The following is a 16,849-nucleotide window of genomic DNA, read 5'->3' as shown; positions in this document are numbered from 1 at the left end:
GTCGGCCTTGTGTGCTCACCCGCCAGCCTCATCAGTACGCACCCGGGCCTAGCCTGGGCGCGGGCGATTGGGGCGGGCGGGGCGGATGGCGTTTTATGACAGGTATCACAGTATGCTCAAGCAAATGAACAAGGCCCTTCTGGGCCTGGCACTGTCGGTCGGGGTGATGTCTGCCCACGCCGAGGAGCCAAAGAAAGTCGACGTGTTGCTCATCGGCGGCGGGATCATGAGCACGACCCTCGGGGTCTGGATCAACGAACTCGAACCGCAATGGACCATGGAAATGGTCGAGCGCCTCGACGGCGTGGCCCTGGAAAGCTCCAACGGCTGGAACAACGCGGGCACCGGCCACTCGGCCCTGGCCGAATTGAACTACACCCCCGAAGACAAGAACGGCAACGTCGAGATCCCCAAGGCCGTTGAAATCAACGAAGCCTTCCAGATCTCCCGCCAGTTCTGGTCCTGGCAGGTCAAGAACGGCGTGTTGAAGAACCCGCGTTCGTTCATCAACTCCACCCCGCACATGAGCTTCGTGTGGGGCGATGACAACATCAAGTTCCTGAAGAAACGCTACGAAGCCCTGCAGGCCAGCCCGCTGTTCGCCGGCATGCAGTATTCCGAAGACCCGGCGCAGATCAAGCAATGGGTGCCATTGATGATGGAAGGCCGTGACCCGGCCCAGAAAATCGCCGCCACTTGGAGCCCGCTTGGCACCGACGTGAACTTTGGCGAAATCACCCGCCAGTTCGCCGCACACCTGCAAAGCAAGCCCAACTTCGCGTTGAAGCTGTCCAGCGAAGTGCAGGACATCACCCGCAACGACGACGGTTCGTGGCGTGTCAGCTACAAAAACCTCAAGGACGGCAGCAAGACCGAGACCGACGCCAAGTTCGTGTTCATCGGCGCCGGCGGCGGTGCCCTGCACCTGCTGCAAAAATCGGGCATCCCCGAAGCGCGTGAATACGCAGGCTTCCCGGTGGGCGGCTCGTTCCTGGTGACCGAGAACTCGACCATCGCCCAGCAGCACCTGGCCAAAGCCTATGGCAAGGCCTCGGTGGGCGCACCGCCCATGTCGGTGCCGCACCTGGACACCCGCGTGCTCGACGGCAAGCGCGTGATCCTGTTTGGCCCGTTCGCGACCTTCTCCACCAAGTTCCTCAAGGAAGGCTCGTACTTCGACCTGCTGACCAGCACCACCACCCACAACATCTGGCCGATGACCAAGGTTGGCATCGAGCAGTACCCGCTGGTGGAATACCTGGCCGGGCAACTGATGCTGTCGGATGAAGACCGCTTCGCCGCGCTGAAGGAATACTTCCCCAACGCCAAGAGCGAAGACTGGCGCCTGTGGCAGGCCGGCCAGCGCGTGCAGATCATCAAGCGTGACGAAGAGAAGGGCGGCGTGCTGAAACTGGGCACCGAAATCGTGGCCGCCAAGGACGGCAGCATCGCCGGCCTGCTAGGCGCCTCGCCAGGTGCTTCCACCGCTGCGCCGATCATGCTCAGCGTGCTGGAGAAAGTATTCAAGGACAAAGTCGCCACTGCGGCCTGGCAAGAGAAGCTGCACCAGATCGTGCCAAGCTACGGCACCCAGCTCAACGGCAGCCCTGAGCGCGTCGCGCAAGAATGGGCGTACACCAGCGACGTGCTGCAACTGGACACGCCCCCGGCGATCCCGCACACCGCCGCGCCCCAAACCCCGGTCGCCCCGCAAGCGGCGCCCCAGAGCAACCCGGCCGCCGACATGGCCCTGTAGCACTGCGGTTTGAAACGCCCATGAAAAAGCCCGACCTGTGAAGGTCGGGCTTTTTTGGTTTGGGCCGCGCCCCTATGGGAGCTAGCTTGCTCGCGATGGCGGCATTCAGGCTGCTGGAAGTGCATCGCCTGTCCCGGCCTCATCGCGGGCAAGGCCCGCTCCCACAGTGTGGGTGGAATTTTCATGTTTTCTCTGTGGGAGCGAGCCTGCTCGCGATGGCGGCATTCGGGCTGCTAGAAGTGCGTCGCCTGTCCCGGCCTCATCGCGGGCAAGGCCCGCTCCCACAGTGTGGGTGGGATTTTCATGTTTTCTCTGTGGGAGCGAGCCTGCTCGCGATGGCGGCATTCGAGCTGCTAGAAGTGCATCGCCTGTCCCGGCCTCATCGCGGGCAAGGCTCCCACAGTCTTTAGCCTTTTTCGGGGGGGCAGTGGCTGCCCTCACGCTCGAGCAACTGGCGCTTGCGCTCCACCCCCCAGCGGTAGCCCGACAGCGCTCCGTCGCTGCGCACCACGCGGTGGCAGGGGATGGCGACGGCCAGGGGATTGGCGCCGCAGGCCTGGGCCACGGCGCGCGATGAAGTGGGGGCGCCGATCATCCGCGCGATCTGGGCATAGGTGGCGGTGGCGCCGGCCGGAATGCTACGCAGGGCCTGCCAGACCCGTTCCTGGAACGCGGTGCCGCGCAGGTCCAGAGGCAAGTCCAGGCCCAGGGCCGGGGCTTCGACGAAACCCACCACCTTGGCCACCCACTGCTCGAAGCCCGGGTCGGCGCCGATCAGTTCGGCGTGGGGGAAGCGGTCCTGCAGGTCGCGGGCCAAGGCGTCGGGATCGTCCCCCAGCAGAATCGCGCAAATGCCCTTGTGACTTTGGGCGACCAGAATCGCCCCCAGGGAGCATTGGCCCACGGCGAAGCGGATTACGGTGTTGGTGCCACCGGCGCGGTATTGGCTGGGTTTCATCCCCAACAACTGGTCGGCACTTTCATAGAAACGGCTGTTGGCGTTGAACCCCGCGTCATACAGCGCCGCGGTGATGGAGCCGCCCTTGGCCAGTTGCTCGCGCAGTTTGCGGCCCCGGTGGGCGCTGGCGTAGGCCCGGGGCGTGAGCCCGGTGACAGCCTTGAACACGCGGTGGAAGTGGAACGGGCTCAACCCGGCCTGCTCGGCCAGTTGCTTGAGGTTGGGCGGGCTGTCGGCTTGCTCGATGCACAGGCAAGCCCGGGTCACCCGCGCCGTGTCGAGTTCACTCTGCTCGCCGCCGGCCCGTTTGCTGGCGCGGTAACCCGCGGCCTCGGCCTGTTGGGCGGTGTCGAAGAACTCGACGTTCTCCCGCCGTGGCAGGCGCGAGGGGCTGCTGGCGCGGCGGTAGATACCGGTGGTTTTCACCCCATAGACGAAGTGTGAGTCCGCCGCCGGGTCACGGGCCAGCACCGCCAGCCAGCGTGGGTCGTCGGCGGTGGGGGCATTACGGTGGGCGCTGTTCATGGGGGCGTACCTGCAGCGTGGCGAAGTGAGCACAGCTTAGGGCATCCGTGGCTGTGCGAACTCCGAGTCTTGCGGTGTAACTCGCCGGGCGTTTACTTGAGGCTGACCTGGCCGCGGGCGTACATCGCGATCGAGCCGTGGTCGGGGATCGTGCAGGTCACCACGCCCGGCTCGCCGGGGGTTTTCTCATCGAGCAGGGTGATGACGTCGGCCAGGTGGAAGTATTGGTCGTCGCGCATTTGCTTGGCCGCCGCGGCGTAATACACCAGGCTCCCCAGCACCTCGGTGAAGGCCTGGTAGCACTGCTCTTCTTCGCTGTAGTTTTTTTCCTTGATCTTGCGCTCGCTCAACGTCGCCATCCGCACAACCACCGGTTCCTGGGCGGTGGAGGTGGGGTTGGCCGCGACGCTGTCCATCGCGTAGGTGATTTTCGGTTTGCGCGGGTTGTAGTGGTAGCGCCGGAATTTCCAGTCCTTGAGCGCATAGGCCAGGGCTTTTTCCGGGTCCAGGTAGAGCGTCACGTCATAGGTGTTCTGCACGCGTTTGCCGATCAGCGGCGAGGCGGCCTGGGCGGTTTGCAGGCTGGCGCCGAGGGTGAACAGGGCCAGTGCGCAGGCAAGGGGGGCGATTCTCATCCCGGGTTTCCATTCCAAAAATTGATAGATGGCTAAATGCTGGCGGATGCTTGCACGCAGGCCTGGGTCGGTCAACGTTTGCGGCTGGCCGAGCGTCACACCGCTGAGGCTGGGCAAAATCAAAATTCATCGTTTGTGAGCCGCAAGGCTCTAGGTCAAGCTTCTTGGAGTTTAAAAAGTTTGAAAATTTTTTGAATTTTTCTGTAGGACTTATCTCGAAGTGATTCCTGAATAGTCTGTCTTTCACATAGGGAGTTTGAAAAACGATGTCTACTGTATTCGGAAAAATCCTCGCCAAGACCTCCGTCCTGGCCCTCGTCGCCAGCCCGTTTTGCGCGATCGCCGCACCGTCCACCGCACCGATTTCCACCTTCGGCCTGCTGGGCAGCTACAACGACTTCAAGCTTGAAGGCGGCAGCGAAAGCGAGAAGGATCACATGCCTGAGGGTGGCCTGTTCTACAACTTCGGCAACAAGATGACCGCTGAATCCGGGTTTATCTACCAGGCCGGGGTGGACGCCAAGTTCGGCGAGCGCGACGACAACAAGCTCAAGGAAGGCCAGGCTGACCTGGACCTGGGCTGGCGCGCGGCGTTGGACGCACGCAACTTCGTCGATGTGCTGGTTGGCGGTGGCTACACCTGGACCCGCTACGAGCCGGGCTCGACTGACTACGACATGGAGTTGACCGCCAAGACCCCGTTCGCCAAGGCTGCGCTGGGCTACAACCACCAGTTCGACGACTCCACCCTGCGGGTGGAACTGGGCGCACGCCACAGCATCGGGGGCGAAGCGCACCTGAAGGTCGACGACATCGGCAGCGACACCGTGGACCTCAAGGACCGCACCAACCCTTATGCCGAAGTCAGCCTGCTGATGAACCAGAAGGGCGACCTGCCGATCATGGCGGGGCTGTACTACACCCGTACCGAATACAAGCTGGATGAGGATTCGGACGCAGCCGACAACACCAAACTCAAGCGTGATGAGTTTGGCTTCAAGGTGGGTGTGGCGTTCTAAATAGCCCGGGATAGGGCCCGCTTCCTCAGGAGGGCGGGTTGCACCCACAGTCCGAGGGTCGGAACAAAACACTGTGGGTTGCACCCAGCGTCTGAAGGCTGGCGTAAAACCAGTGTGGGAGCGGGCCTGCCCGCGATGAGGCCAGGTCAGCCAGCTTGAATGTTGGCTGATAGGCCGCCATCGCGGGCGGGCCCGCTCCCACGGGTTTGCTAGTTAGGCAGGGCCTTACAGCGCAGCGCTCTCAGGGGCCACGGTTTTGGGTTTGCCGTAGTGCCACTCGTAGACCACGAATTTGAAGTCTTTCAAGTCGCCCTTTTCGTCAAAGCTCAGGTCCCCGGTGGGGGTCTTGAAGGTGCCGCTGTGGATGGCTTCGGCCACTTTGACCGGGTCTTCGCTGTTGGCCTGGGTGATGGCGCCGGCGATCACTTCCACCGCTGAATAGGTCGGCAGCACGAACGGCCCGGTGGGGTTTTCCTGCTTGGCGTTGAAGGCTTCTACCAACGCCTTGTTGGCCGGTTCCTGGTCATAGGATTTAGGCAAGGTCACCAGCATGCCTTCGGAGGCGTCCTTGGCGATCAGCGAGATCGAATCGTTGCCCACGCCCTCGGGGCCCATGAAGCGTGCATTCAGGCCTTTTTCCTTGGACTGGCGCAGGATCATGCCCATTTCCGGGTGATAGCCGCCGAAGTACACGAAGTCGACATTGGCCTGCTTGAGCTTGGTAATCATGGACGAGTAGTCCTTCTCTCCGGTGTTCACGCCCTCGAACATCGCCACTGTGTAGCCTTTTTCCTTGAGTACCTTCTGGACCGCGGTGGCGATGCCTTCGCCGTACTGTTGCTTGTCGTGCAGCACCGCCACCACTTTGGGCTTGACCTGGTCGGCGATGTAGTGGCCGGCGGCCGGGCCCTGGGCGCTGTCCAGGCCGATGGTGCGGAAGATCATCTGGTAGCCGCGCGCGGTGAGTTCCGGGCTGGTGGCGGCCGGGGTAATCATTACGATGCCTTCGTCTTCGTAGATGTCCGAGGCGGGTTGGGTGGAGCTGGAGCACAGGTGGCCAACCACGAACTTGATGCCGTCGTTGACCACTTTGTTGGCCACCGCCACCGCTTGTTTCGGGTCGCAGGCGTCGTCGTATTCCACGGCTTCCAGCTGTTTGCCGTTGACCCCGCCACGGGCGTTGATCTGCTGCACGGCCATGCGCGCGCCGCTGAACTGCATGTCGCCGTACTGCGCCACGGGGCCAGTCTTGGCCCCGGCGATGGCGATCTTGATGGTATCGGCGGCGAACGAATGGCAGGCCATGCCGGCCAGGACCATGGCGGTCAGGAGTCGGGTGGCTTTCTTATTGAGATTGTTCATGCTGCTCCACTCAGTTGTCTTAAGGGTTGATGGGGTGTAGCGGTAAAAAAGGTGCGGGGGCGGTTCAACGCTCCCACGGCGCTTGGGCGTCGGCATCGGGCGCATAGCGCGCCACGGCCCGGGCCAGTTCCTGGGGCGCGAGGTCGCCATTGTCGGCGAGGCTGCGCAGGCTGGCCAGGACGATGCTGTAGCGATCCACCTCGAAAAAGCGCCGCAGGTTGTGGCGGTTGTCGCTGCGCCCAAAGCCATCGGTGCCCAGGGTGGTGTAGGGCGCGTGCAGGTACTCGCCGATCAATTGTGGCCAGGCCCGTACATAGTCGGTGGCGGCGACGATTGGTGCATTGCCGCAGAGCAAGGTATCGAGCTGGCTGGCGTCATGGCTGCGGGCACCGCCCAGGCGTTGGTCACGCTGCACTTGGCGGGCATCGCGGGCCAGTTCGCTGAAACTGGTGGCGCTGAACACCTGGTTGGCCACGCCCCAATCCTGGGCCAGCAGTTCACCGGCGGCGAGCACTTCGCGCAGGATGGTGCCCGAGCCGAGCAGGCGCACCCGCGCCTCGCCCTCACCGTTGCGGGCATAGGCATAGAGGCCACGCAGGACGTCGCCGTGCAGCGCCGGGTCGAGAGACGGCTGGGGGTAGTTTTCGTTCATCACCGCGACATAGTGGAACTCGTCGCATTGCTGCTCCAGCACGCGCCGCGCGGCGTGGTCGAGGATCACCGCCAGTTCCCCGGCGAAGCATGGGTCCCAGGCACGGCAGTTGGGCACCATCGAGGCCATCACCAGGCTGGAGCCGTCCTGGTGCTGCAAGCCTTCGCCGCCCAGGGTGGTGCGGCCCGCGGTGGCGCCCAGGAGGATGCCCCGCGAGCGTTGGTCGGCGGCGGCCCAAATCAGGTCGCCCACCCGCTGAAAGCCGAACATCGAGTAGTAGATGTAGATCGGCAGCATTGGCTGGCCATGCACCGAATAGGCCGTGGCGGCCGCGACCCACGAGCTGATGGCTCCGGCCTCGGTGATGCCTTCTTCGAGCAGTTGCCCGGTTTTCGATTCGCGGTAGGAGAGGATCGAGCTGGAGTCCTCGGGCTCATACAACTGGCCGTGGGGCGAGTAGATCCCGATTTGCCGGAACAGGCTGGCCATGCCGAAGGTGCGGGCTTCGTCGGCGACGATGGGCACCACCCGCGGGCCTAACTCCGGGGCCTTGAGCCAGGCACCGAGCAGGCGCACAGCGGCCATGGTGGTGGACATTTCCTTGCCGCCAGCGTGCAGGGCGAACGCGCCCACCTGCTCCAGCGCCGGCACCGGGATGCTCGGTGCCTGCTGCTTGCGCGCCGGCAGCGGCCCGCCGAGGGCTGCGCGGCGCTGGCGCAGGTAGTGCATGACGGGGCTGTCGTCGGCGGGGCGATAGAAGCGCAGTTGGGTGACGTCGTCGTCACTCAGGGGCAGGTGGAAGCGGTCGCGGAATGCCAGCAGGGCCTCGACGTCGAGTTTCTTTGCCTGGTGCGCGGTCATGCGCGATTCGCCGGCGGCGCTCATGCCATAGCCTTTTTTGGTCTTGGCCAGGATCACCGTGGGCCGGCCCTTGCACGCCTTGGCGGCGGCGAACGCGGCGTAGAGCTTGCGAAAGTCATGGCCGCCACGCTTGAGGGCGTTGATCTGCTCGGCGCTCATGTGCTCGACGAGGCGTTTGACTTGGGGGTCTTTCTTGAAAAAGTGCTCCAAGTTATAGGCCCCGTCGTTGGCACCCAGGGTCTGGAACTGGCCGTCCGGGGTGGCGGCGAGGTGGCGCAGCAATACGTGGTCGGTGTCGCGGGCGAACAGGGCGTCCCATTCCGAGCCCCAGAGCACCTTGATGACATTCCACCCGGCGCCGGCAAACAGCCCTTCGAGTTCTTGGATGATCTGGCCGTTGCCCCGTACCGGGCCGTCGAGGCGTTGCAGGTTGCAGTTGACGATAAAGGTCAGGTTGTCCAGTTGCTCGCGGGCGGCTAATGACAGGCCGGCGATGGATTCGGGCTCGTCCATTTCGCCATCGCCAAACACGCCCCACACATGGCGGCCCTCGGTGCTGGCCAGGCCCCGGTGCTGCAAGTAGCGCATGAACCGCGCCTGGTACACCGCGCTCAACGGGCCAATGCCCATGGAGCCGGTAGGGAACTGCCAGAAGTCGGGCATCAGCCAGGGGTGCGGGTAGGAACACAGGCCGGGGCCGTTGATTTCCTGGCGGTAGTTGGCCAGTTGTTCTTCGCTCAGGCGCCCCTCCAGGAACGCCCGGGCGTATACGCCGGGGGCCGAGTGGGGTTGGAAGAACACCAGGTCGGCATTGCGTTCGCCCTCAGCACCGTCGCCACGGAAAAAATGCTGGAAGCCGACTTCGAAGATCTCCGCCGCCGAAGCGTAGCTGGCGATATGGCCGCCCAGTTCGCCGTAGGCGTGGTTGGCGCGCATGACCATGGCCAGGGCATTCCAGCGCATCAGGCTGGTGATGTGCTCGTCCATCGCGAGGTCGCCGGGGTAGCTGCCTTGCTGCTCCAGCCCCAGGGTGTTGCGGTAGGCGGAATAGGGCTGGGCGTCGCGGCTGATGCCGTGCTCGCGGGCAAACGCCTCCAGGCGCCCCAGCAGGTAACGGGCGCGTTCGCTGCCGCTGGCGTGCAGGGTCGATTCCAGGGCTTCCAGCCATTCGCGGGTTTCCTGCGGGTCCGGGTCGTTGGCTTCGGCGGGGTGGCTGTTGGCGGTTTGCATCGGGTTCTCCTGTGCCATCAGGCACACGCCGCCAAGGCCTGGCGGATATCGGCCAGCAGATCGTCGATGTCTTCCAGGCCGGCCGACAGCCGCACCAGGCCTTCAGAGATGCCGTGGTGCGCGCGCTCCTCGGGGGTGTAGGTGGAGTGGGTCATGCTGGCCGGGTGTTGGGCCAGGGATTCGGCGTCCCCCAGGCTGACGGCGCGGCTGAACAGTTGCAGCGCGTTCATGAAGCGCCGGCCAGTGTCGATGCCGCCCTTGAGTTCAAAGGCAATCATTCCGCCGGAGCGCTTCATCTGCCGTTGCGCCAGGTCGTATTGGGCGAAGGAGGGCAGGCCGGGGTAGGCCACCCAATCTACCGCCGGGTGCGCTTGCAGGTATTGGGCGATGGCCAGGGCATTGCTGCAATGGCGCTCCATGCGCAGGGCCAGGGTCTTGAGGCCGCGCATCAGCAAAAAGGCGTCCTGGGGCGACATCACCGCGCCGGTCAGGTCCTTGAGGCCTTGCAGGCGAATGCGCTCGGCCAGGGCTTGGCTGGCGACGGCGATGCCGGCAGTGATATCGCCGTGGCCGCTGAGGTATTTGGTGGCCGAATGCACCACCACGTCGGCGCCCAGCTCCAGCGGCCGTTGCAGGTAGGGCGAGCAGTAGGTGTTGTCTACTACCACCGTGATGCCCGGGTGCTGGTGGGCGAGGGCGGCCACGGCCTGGATGTCCACCAGTTGCATGTTGGGGTTGGCTGGCGACTCGAAGTACACCAGGCGCGTGGTCGGGCTGATGGCGTCGCGCAGTTGGGCCAGGTCGCTCATGTCGACATGGCGCACCTTGACCCCGAACTCGCCAATACCGTGGTGCAGCAAGGCGAAGGTGCAACCGTACAGGGTGCGATTGACCAGAATCTCATCGCCGGGGCGCAGCAAGGTCCAGAACGTCGCGGCAATGGCGCCCATGCCGGAGCTGAACGCCACCGCCGCTTCGCCGTTTTCCAGGGCGGCCATGCGCGCTTCGAGCAGGCTCAGGGTGGGGTTGGAAATACGCGTATAGAAATGCCCCGCTTCCTGCCCGGCGAAGCACGCCGCGCCGTACTCGGCAGTGGGGAAGGCGAAGGTGGAGGTGAGGTAGATCGGCGGCACCAGGGCGCCCTGATGATCGAGCGGGTTGTAGCCGTGGTGAATGGCACGCGTAGAAAAGCCGAGGTTGTTATTTTTGTTGTCCATACGGAACGCTCCGGATTTTTCCTACATGCTATTCTCAAAATTCAACATTTCTATTCCAAAATTGCTGTCAAAAAGCGAAGTTATTGGCATGGAACTCATAATAAAAACGAAATAGAGGCAAAAAATTCCAATGGTTCTGGATCGCACCGACAAGGCCTTGCTTATGGCCTTGCAAGACAATGCCCGATTGACCATGGCCGAGTTAGCCGATCAGGTGTCATTGAGCACGTCGCCCAGTTGGCGGCGGGTCAAGAACCTTGAAGAAAACGGTGTGATTACCGGCTACCAGGCCATCCTTTCGCCCAAAGCCCTGGGCTACGGGGTAACGGCGTTTGTCAGCATCATGATGGATTCCCACACCAAGGACGCGGCCCGCAGTTTTGAGCAGCGGCTGTTGGAAATTCCGGAAATCGTCGCTTGCCACAACATCTCCGGGCGCTTCGATTTCCTCCTGGAAGTGGTGGCCAAGGACCTGGAATCGTTCGGCGAGTTCGCCCGCGAAGTGCTGCAAACCCTCCCGGCGGTGAAGGAGATTTACTCGAGCTTTTCGTTCAAGACCGTCAAGGCCCAGCGCACGATCCCGGTGCCCGACTGACGCTCGCCGGGGTTTGCCGCAACGCCACCCTTGTGGCGTTTTTTTATGCCTTGCGTGAAGTCGCAGTTTTGACGTCAAAAATTTTCCGACGAACGGAACTGATGCCGAAATGCCATTGTCTGTATCCCATACAAACAACGCGACGCTACAAGGACTGATGCAATGAGAATCGTGAAAACGCTGGCACTGGCCACCCTGTTCGCTGCCCTGGCCGGCTGCGGCAGCGATGCCATCGAGGGGAAATTTGCCGTACAGGCCAGCGTCATGGGCTTCAAGAGCAATGTCGGCACCGCGGTGCTAGACGAAGACTTCATCACCCTGATGGGCGACAAGTACGAAATCGATGAGTGGCAGCGCGACGGCGACACCGTGATCGCCCGTGGTAAGGATGGCGAAAGCGTGATGAATGCGCGCATCGAAGATAACGGCAATCGCCTGGTGGTCCTTGATGGCGGCGAAGTGGTCAGCATGACCCTGACCCGTATCCAATAAAGGGCTTTCCTATCGGGCGGCCGGCGCGGCGGCCCTGTTTTCGTGCGTGCATTACCCCCCTCTTAAAAAGGATGTTGTGTGAAGAAACTATTGGCAGTGTCTGGCGTTGCGCTGTTGTTGGCCGGTTGTGGCTCAAGCTACGACTGGGACGAAGTGACCACCTCCTCTGGCTCCAAGGGCCAGCCCACGGCCACCTACGTCGACAAGAAAACCAAAGAGCCGATCTCCGGCACCATCACCTGGAAAGAAGGCGATACGCTGATTTCCGAGTTCAAGGTGAAGAACGGCAAGGTCCAGGGCGACTGGGTCACCCACAACGCCGACGGTTCGGTGGCGATCGAGGCACAGCTGGACGAGGGCGAGTTGACCGGCACCACGGTGGTCTACTGCCCCGGCCCGGATAAAAAGCCGCAGCAGAAAATCGTCATCGACGGCAAGGAAAAAAGCCAAAGCCAGTACGACTGTGCCACTGGCCTGCAAACCGCGCTGGAAGTCGAAATCCACACCCCCGGCAAGGAAAACCATGGCCATGACCTGGCTCGTTCGGCCTGGCGCATCGTTGACGGCAAGCAAGTGCCCGCTGCGCTGGCCAGCTACGCGAAGGACGGCAGCGGCAAGCTCGATGGTGTGCAGGAAACTTACTACCCGACCGGCCAGGTCGAGCAACGCCACCTCTATAAGAATGGCCAGCTCGATGGCGTCTCCGAAGAGTTCGTGCTGCTGACCGATGGCACCTATCGCCTGCGCCAAACCAGCCTCTACAAGGACGGCAAGCGCGACGGCGACACCACGCGCTACTTCGCCTTTGGCAATTGGCCGGAGAAAATCGTCGAACGCCGCGAAAGCTACAAGGACGGCGAAGACCTGGGGCAATCGATCAGCTTCGAGAACCTGGACGTGCATGTGAATGCACGGATGAACGACATTCCACCGGCCAATTACAAAATCCACAGTGCGCTGATCGGCCGCGACAGCTACGGCGGTTTCAAGGCCGATGTGGAGTCGCTCAAGTACCTGCTCACCGAATCCAAGGTGGACGTGAACGAGCGCTTGGTCGCGGATGAAGATTTCCCGATCCAGCAAGTAGCGGAAAACGCCTATGACATGCTGGTGGGCTTGGGGGCCGACCCATTGAAAGTCAGCCTGGCCGGCAATACACGGCTGATGATGTGCATCAAGCAGTCTTACCGTAACTGCTCCGACGAGCACTTCAGCCAACTGATGGCCTTGGCCAACGCGAAAACCGCCAACCTGTACGGCAATACGCCGCTGCACCAGGTGTGCAAGACCACCCGTTTCCTCAAGGAGCGCCCAGCGGTGGTACAAGCGCTGATTGGTAGCCAGGATGTGAACGCGGTGAACTATGCCGGGCAAACGGCGTTGCACTACTGCATCGTGCAGAAAGACAAGACCACGGCCAATGCGCTGATCCAGGCCGGTGCTGACCTGGACAAGGCCGACCTGGCGGGCGTGACGCCGATGCAACTGGTGTTCCTGCGCGATCCGCGGCCCAACAGCCAGAAGCAGTTGTCGTGGGATGAGGAGCGCGTGCGTTTTGTAGGCCAGTGGTTGAGCAAATCCAAGTTCAGCTTCGAGACGCCGTTCGCAGGCTTCGACAAAAGCCTCAAGCAACTGATGATTGAGGCCGGTGACGCGCCAAGCGCCATGTTGGTGGACAGCCTGAGCCCCAAAAGCTGACCCTGTGCGTTAACCCTATGACGCCCCGCACGCTAACGTTTGCGGGGCGTTTTGCGTTTCGGTAACGCTGTTTTGCCGCCCCGCAGGGTAATTGTGGCGTCGTCTGATGGCCGGACGATGCTACAGTTCAGGGCTTCAGGAAGAGTGGACTGGGTAAAGGGCAATGGGCGGTATGGGGTTGCAGCGTCGGTGGGGGGCAATATTCGGGCTGTTGCTGGCGCAGGGAGGGATGCCGCTGGCGCTGGCGGCCGAGCCGTCGGTGGCGTCCGCCAGCGCGAGCCTGCCGGCCGCGCTCTATGCCATGTTGCTGGCCTTTTTTCTCGGCGCGGTGGCCGGGGTGATGCTCGCCTGGGGTCGTTGGGGTTGGCTGCGCACCCTCGCCGGGTTGGGCCTGGTGGTGTTGATCTTGGTCAGCGCCGTGGCCAGCGCGGCGAACTGGTTGGCCTTGCTATTGGCGATCCCGGTGAGCATGGCCATTGGCGGCGCGATCTTCGCGTCCCTGGCCCCGCAGCGCGTGGTGCTGTATTGCGTGATCGGCTTCTTTACCTACGTCGGCCTGCTGACCGTGCTCAGCCTGCTGCTGGGCGCGATGACCTTTGTCTACGGTTTGGTTCTGCCGGTGGCGTTGCTGGCGCTGGCCGGGCTGGCCAATGTGCTGTTCAGCCTGATGCGTGCCACTTGGCAAAAAAGCCCGATGGGCTTCTTCCAGCGTGTGTTGATCGTCGGCGCAGTACTGCTGTTTTTGGCGTTGCTGTCGGGTTCCTTCAGCGAATCGTTGTCTTGGTGGGTGGTGTTGGGGCTGACCTATCTGGTGGCCCTGGTGGTGTTCTGCCTGGGCGGCGGCGCGGTGGAACCGGCCACGGAGCAGGACGCAGGCAAGGGCGCCAAGGGCGGAGGCGGGGCGTCGGGGAGCTGGTAGCGCCGCACCCCGCGACGCTACCGTGGGGTGTTAGAAGTTGATCGATGCGCTCAGGCGTGCGGTCAGCGGCGCACCTTGGAACAGGTAGCCATCGCCCAGGTAATCGCCAACGTCGCGCCAGTAACGCTTGTCGAACAAGTTATCGACGCTCAGGCGAAATACCGTGTCATAGCCATCGATCCGCGTGCTGTAGCGGCTGCCCAGGTTGAACACCGCGTAGCTGCTGGCCTGGACCTGGCCTTCGTGGTTGGCGTTTTTACTGGCGCTGTACTGCACGCCCCCAAGCACGGCCAGGCCTTCGACCCAGGGCAGGGCGTAGTCGGCATACAGATTGGCCCGCCATGTCGGCACGTTCAGTGCCTGATGCCCTTCATACGCTGGCGTGCCGGTATCGTTTACCCGGGCGCGGATCGCCGCGGCGCTGGCCGAGAGCTGCAGGCGCGAGGTGACAAAGCCGTTGGCGGACACTTCCAGCCCGGTGTTTTTCTGCTGGCCTTGCTGGACGTAAGTGAAGCCGCCGCCGTCATCGGGCCGCGAATACTGGTAGGCCTGGCGGGTCTGGAACAGCGCAGCGGCGAAGCTGATCCGCTGCCAGTCGTACTTGACCCCGGCTTCGAGCTGGCGCGAGACGGTCGGGGCGAGGGTTTCAAACGCATTGCTGGCGAACCACGGCGCCTCGCCCCCCAAAGACAAGCCCTTGCTGTAACTGGTGTAGAGCGACAGGTTGGCGATGGGCTTGTAGATCAGCGCTGCCTGGGGCAGGAACTCGTAGCGCTGGGTGTGGCGTGCGGAGTCGCCGCTCACCTCGAAGGCTTCCTCGTCCAGACGCACTTCCCGCGCGCCCAGTACGGTTTGCCACTGCTCGGTGAGGCTGATGCGGTCGGTGACAAACAACCCGTATTGGCGGCTGTCGAGGCGGCGTTGGCGATCGTTGAGGGCGCCGCTGTAGGCGGGAAATTGTTCGGGGTCTTGGTGGATGTTGCCGGTGCCGAGTGTTTCTCCGTCTGGCGTTATGTTCCTCGCGACGTTGATCGGCTCACGCTTGTCCACGGTGCGGCGAAATACGCTGGTACCGACCGTCAGTTCATGGCCTAGGCCGGCGGTGTCGAAGCTGCCGATCAGGGCTGCCTGGGCTTCGTCGGTGCGGCGGGTGTCATCGGGACTGCGGAAATCATAGATGTCGTAGTTGCCTTCCGGGCTGAAGTAATTGGGCACCGGGACGCCTTCGCAACTGGCGGAGCCATAGCAACCCCAGGCGAAGGAGCTGTAGTCATCGATCACCACGTGGCTGCGGGAGGCGCTGACGCTGCCCTTCCACAGGTCGCTGAAGCGGTACTCGAACTTGCCGTTGAGGTTCAGCGAGTCGATATCCACTTGCTTGGCACCGCTCTGGTGGGCCAGCAGCTTCTTGGGCGAGGCGTGGTGCGGCAGCTCGGTGTTGCCCAGCAACTGGTAGCCGGGCACTGAGCGCTGGGAGCGGCTCTGGTACTCGGCATCCAATTGCAGCAAGGCGTTGGGGCTGATGTTCCAGTCGAAGGCCAGGGACAGGAAGTCCCGCTGCCCATCGGCGTGCTCGACGTAGCTGTTGATGTCCTCCTGGGCGATGTTGGCGCGCAGGCCCACTTGCTGCTCATTGCCGAACCAACCGCCGACATCCGCTGCCAGGTAACCGCTGCCGCGATCATCGGTAGAGACCATCACCGAGCGCACCGCTTCGGGGCGCTTGGTCACGTAGTTCAGCAGGCCGCCGGGCTCGGCCACGCCGCTTTGCAGGGCCGACAGGCCCTTGAGCAATTCGACTTGCTGCTTATTTTCCAGGGCGACGTTCTGTTCGCCAGTAACCGTGCGGCCGTTGATCTTGTAACTGCTGGCGGCATTCAGGGAAAAACCGCGCACCACGAAATTCTCGTAGTAGCCGATTGGCGCATAGGCTTGGCCTACGGAGGCGTCGTTCTTCAGTACCTCACTGAGCAGGCGGGCTTGCTGGTCCTTTATCAGGGCGTCGTTGATGACCGTAATGGAAGAAGGCGTGTCCAGCAGCGGCGCTTCATCAAAACCGCCGACCGAGGCCTGGCGCACCTGGTAGCCGGAATCGGCTTCGCCTTCGACGCGGGTGGCAGGCAACTCGGTACTCGCGCCCAGGGCGGGGCTGGCAAGCAGGCTGAGGCACAGCAACTTAAGGGCGAAACGCGGGGCGGGCACGCCCGCCCAGGGTGCCCGGTACAACCTATCCATGAAAGCTCCTTGATGCGGCTCATTGGCAAGCGCGATGCGGCGGCTCGCTCTTGGTAGCCGGCCATCATATAGGAGGACGTTGGGTGGCTGGGGTTCGTTAACGCCGAGCTGGCGGGCGGCTTATATACAGAAGGAAGGGCGGTTTTGACGATTTCAGGTGGGATCGATAGAAAACCTGAATTAACGGTTGACGGCGATTTATATCTGTCTATAATTCGCCCCACTTCCGGCGCAGTCGAAACGGAAAACTCCTTGGTAAACAAAGAGTTATGCAGGTTTCGGCAGCGCGGTGCTTCAGGTCATCGAAGCCCGAAAGGAGTTGAAAAAGAGGTGTTGACAGCATCGAGTAACGCTGTAGAATTCGCCTCCCGCTAACGAGTGATCGTCAGCGCAAGTGGTTGAAGTTGTTAAAGATTTCCCAGCGAAACTTTGAAAGCTTCTTAAAATAACCGCTTGACAGCAACAGAGGCTGCTGTAGAATGCGCGCCTCGGTTGAGACGAAAGGTCTTAACCACCCGCTCTTTAACAACTGAATCAAGCAATTCGTGTGGGTGCTTGTGGAGTCAGGCTGATAGTCAACAAGATTATCAGCATCACAAGTTACTCCGCGAGAAATCAAAGATGTAACCAACGATTGCTGAGCCAAGTTTAGGGTTTCTTAAAAACCCAAAGATGTTTGAACTGAAGAGTTTGAT

Annotated in this window: 13 protein-coding genes; 7 read left to right on the top strand and 6 right to left on the bottom strand. The window is 62.4% G+C overall.

What is annotated here, in order from left to right:
• Positions 1-112: 112 nt before the first annotated feature.
• Positions 113-1,756: a malate dehydrogenase (quinone) gene (gene mqo / locus AC19YR_RS09920; RefSeq protein ID WP_500598247.1), complete on the top strand. Its 1,644-nt coding sequence runs from the start codon at positions 113-115 to the stop codon at positions 1,754-1,756.
• Positions 1,757-2,162: 406 nt separating this feature from the next.
• On the opposite strand, the gene ada is transcribed toward mqo, so the two are convergent.
• Both ada and AC19YR_RS09910 read right to left on the bottom strand, forming a co-directional pair.
• Positions 2,163-3,239 carry a bifunctional DNA-binding transcriptional regulator/O6-methylguanine-DNA methyltransferase Ada gene (ada, locus tag AC19YR_RS09915; protein WP_500598246.1) on the bottom strand — a complete coding sequence of 359 codons (1,077 nt, stop codon included), beginning with the start codon at positions 3,237-3,239 and terminating at the stop codon, positions 2,163-2,165.
• Positions 3,240-3,331: 92 nt separating this feature from the next.
• Positions 3,332-3,874 (bottom strand): hypothetical protein, encoded by a 543-nt coding sequence (locus tag AC19YR_RS09910; protein WP_500598244.1) that lies wholly within the window; start codon positions 3,872-3,874, stop codon positions 3,332-3,334.
• Positions 3,875-3,910: 36 nt separating this feature from the next.
• On the opposite strand from AC19YR_RS09910, the gene AC19YR_RS09905 reads away from it, so the two are divergent.
• Together AC19YR_RS09905 and AC19YR_RS09900 are read left to right on the top strand one after the other, a co-directional pair.
• The gene (locus tag AC19YR_RS09905) at positions 3,911-4,069 is read left to right on the top strand and encodes a hypothetical protein (protein WP_500598243.1); all 159 of its coding nucleotides are present in this window, start codon (positions 3,911-3,913) and stop codon (positions 4,067-4,069) included.
• 71 nt (positions 4,070-4,140) lie between these two features.
• Positions 4,141-4,893 carry an outer membrane beta-barrel protein gene (locus tag AC19YR_RS09900; RefSeq protein WP_095111115.1) on the top strand — a complete coding sequence of 251 codons (753 nt, stop codon included), beginning with the start codon at positions 4,141-4,143 and terminating at the stop codon, positions 4,891-4,893.
• A 225-nt stretch (positions 4,894-5,118) separates the two neighbouring features.
• Here the strand turns inward: AC19YR_RS09900 and AC19YR_RS09895 are convergent, their stop codons facing one another.
• From AC19YR_RS09895 to AC19YR_RS09885, 3 genes are all read right to left on the bottom strand, one after another.
• Positions 5,119-6,255, bottom strand: coding sequence for a branched-chain amino acid ABC transporter substrate-binding protein (locus AC19YR_RS09895; RefSeq protein WP_095111116.1), 1,137 nt, complete (start codon positions 6,253-6,255; stop codon positions 5,119-5,121).
• 64 nt (positions 6,256-6,319) lie between these two features.
• Positions 6,320-8,998: an alpha-ketoglutarate dehydrogenase gene (gene mdeB, locus AC19YR_RS09890; protein WP_500598240.1), complete on the bottom strand. Its 2,679-nt coding sequence runs from the start codon at positions 8,996-8,998 to the stop codon at positions 6,320-6,322.
• Positions 8,999-9,015: 17 nt separating this feature from the next.
• Positions 9,016-10,215 carry a methionine gamma-lyase gene (locus tag AC19YR_RS09885; protein WP_500598239.1) on the bottom strand — a complete coding sequence of 400 codons (1,200 nt, stop codon included), beginning with the start codon at positions 10,213-10,215 and terminating at the stop codon, positions 9,016-9,018.
• 124 nt (positions 10,216-10,339) lie between these two features.
• Between AC19YR_RS09885 and AC19YR_RS09880 the strand changes: the two genes are divergently transcribed.
• From AC19YR_RS09880 to AC19YR_RS09865, 4 genes are all read left to right on the top strand, one after another.
• Complete coding sequence (locus AC19YR_RS09880) at positions 10,340-10,810, top strand: Lrp/AsnC family transcriptional regulator (protein WP_095111119.1); 471 nt, start codon at positions 10,340-10,342, stop codon at positions 10,808-10,810.
• Between the two features lie 162 nt (positions 10,811-10,972).
• Positions 10,973-11,302 (top strand): hypothetical protein, encoded by a 330-nt coding sequence (locus tag AC19YR_RS09875; RefSeq protein ID WP_095111120.1) that lies wholly within the window; start codon positions 10,973-10,975, stop codon positions 11,300-11,302.
• 78 nt (positions 11,303-11,380) lie between these two features.
• Entirely contained in the window at positions 11,381-13,000 is a 1,620-nt protein-coding gene (locus AC19YR_RS09870; RefSeq protein ID WP_500598237.1) for an ankyrin repeat domain-containing protein, read from the top strand.
• 229 nt (positions 13,001-13,229) lie between these two features.
• Positions 13,230-13,919 (top strand): hypothetical protein, encoded by a 690-nt coding sequence (locus AC19YR_RS09865; RefSeq protein WP_500598235.1) that lies wholly within the window; start codon positions 13,230-13,232, stop codon positions 13,917-13,919.
• Positions 13,920-13,949: 30 nt separating this feature from the next.
• Here AC19YR_RS09865 and AC19YR_RS09860 read toward each other — a convergent pair whose 3' ends face one another.
• Entirely contained in the window at positions 13,950-16,154 is a 2,205-nt protein-coding gene (locus AC19YR_RS09860; RefSeq protein ID WP_500598233.1) for a TonB-dependent siderophore receptor, read from the bottom strand.
• Between the last annotated feature and the right edge of the window lie 695 nt (positions 16,155-16,849).

The organism is Pseudomonas sp. MF08817 (genome assembly GCF_059862705.1).
Note: the sequence above shows the minus strand (reverse complement) of the source record. Positions and strands in the feature narration are given on the sequence as shown.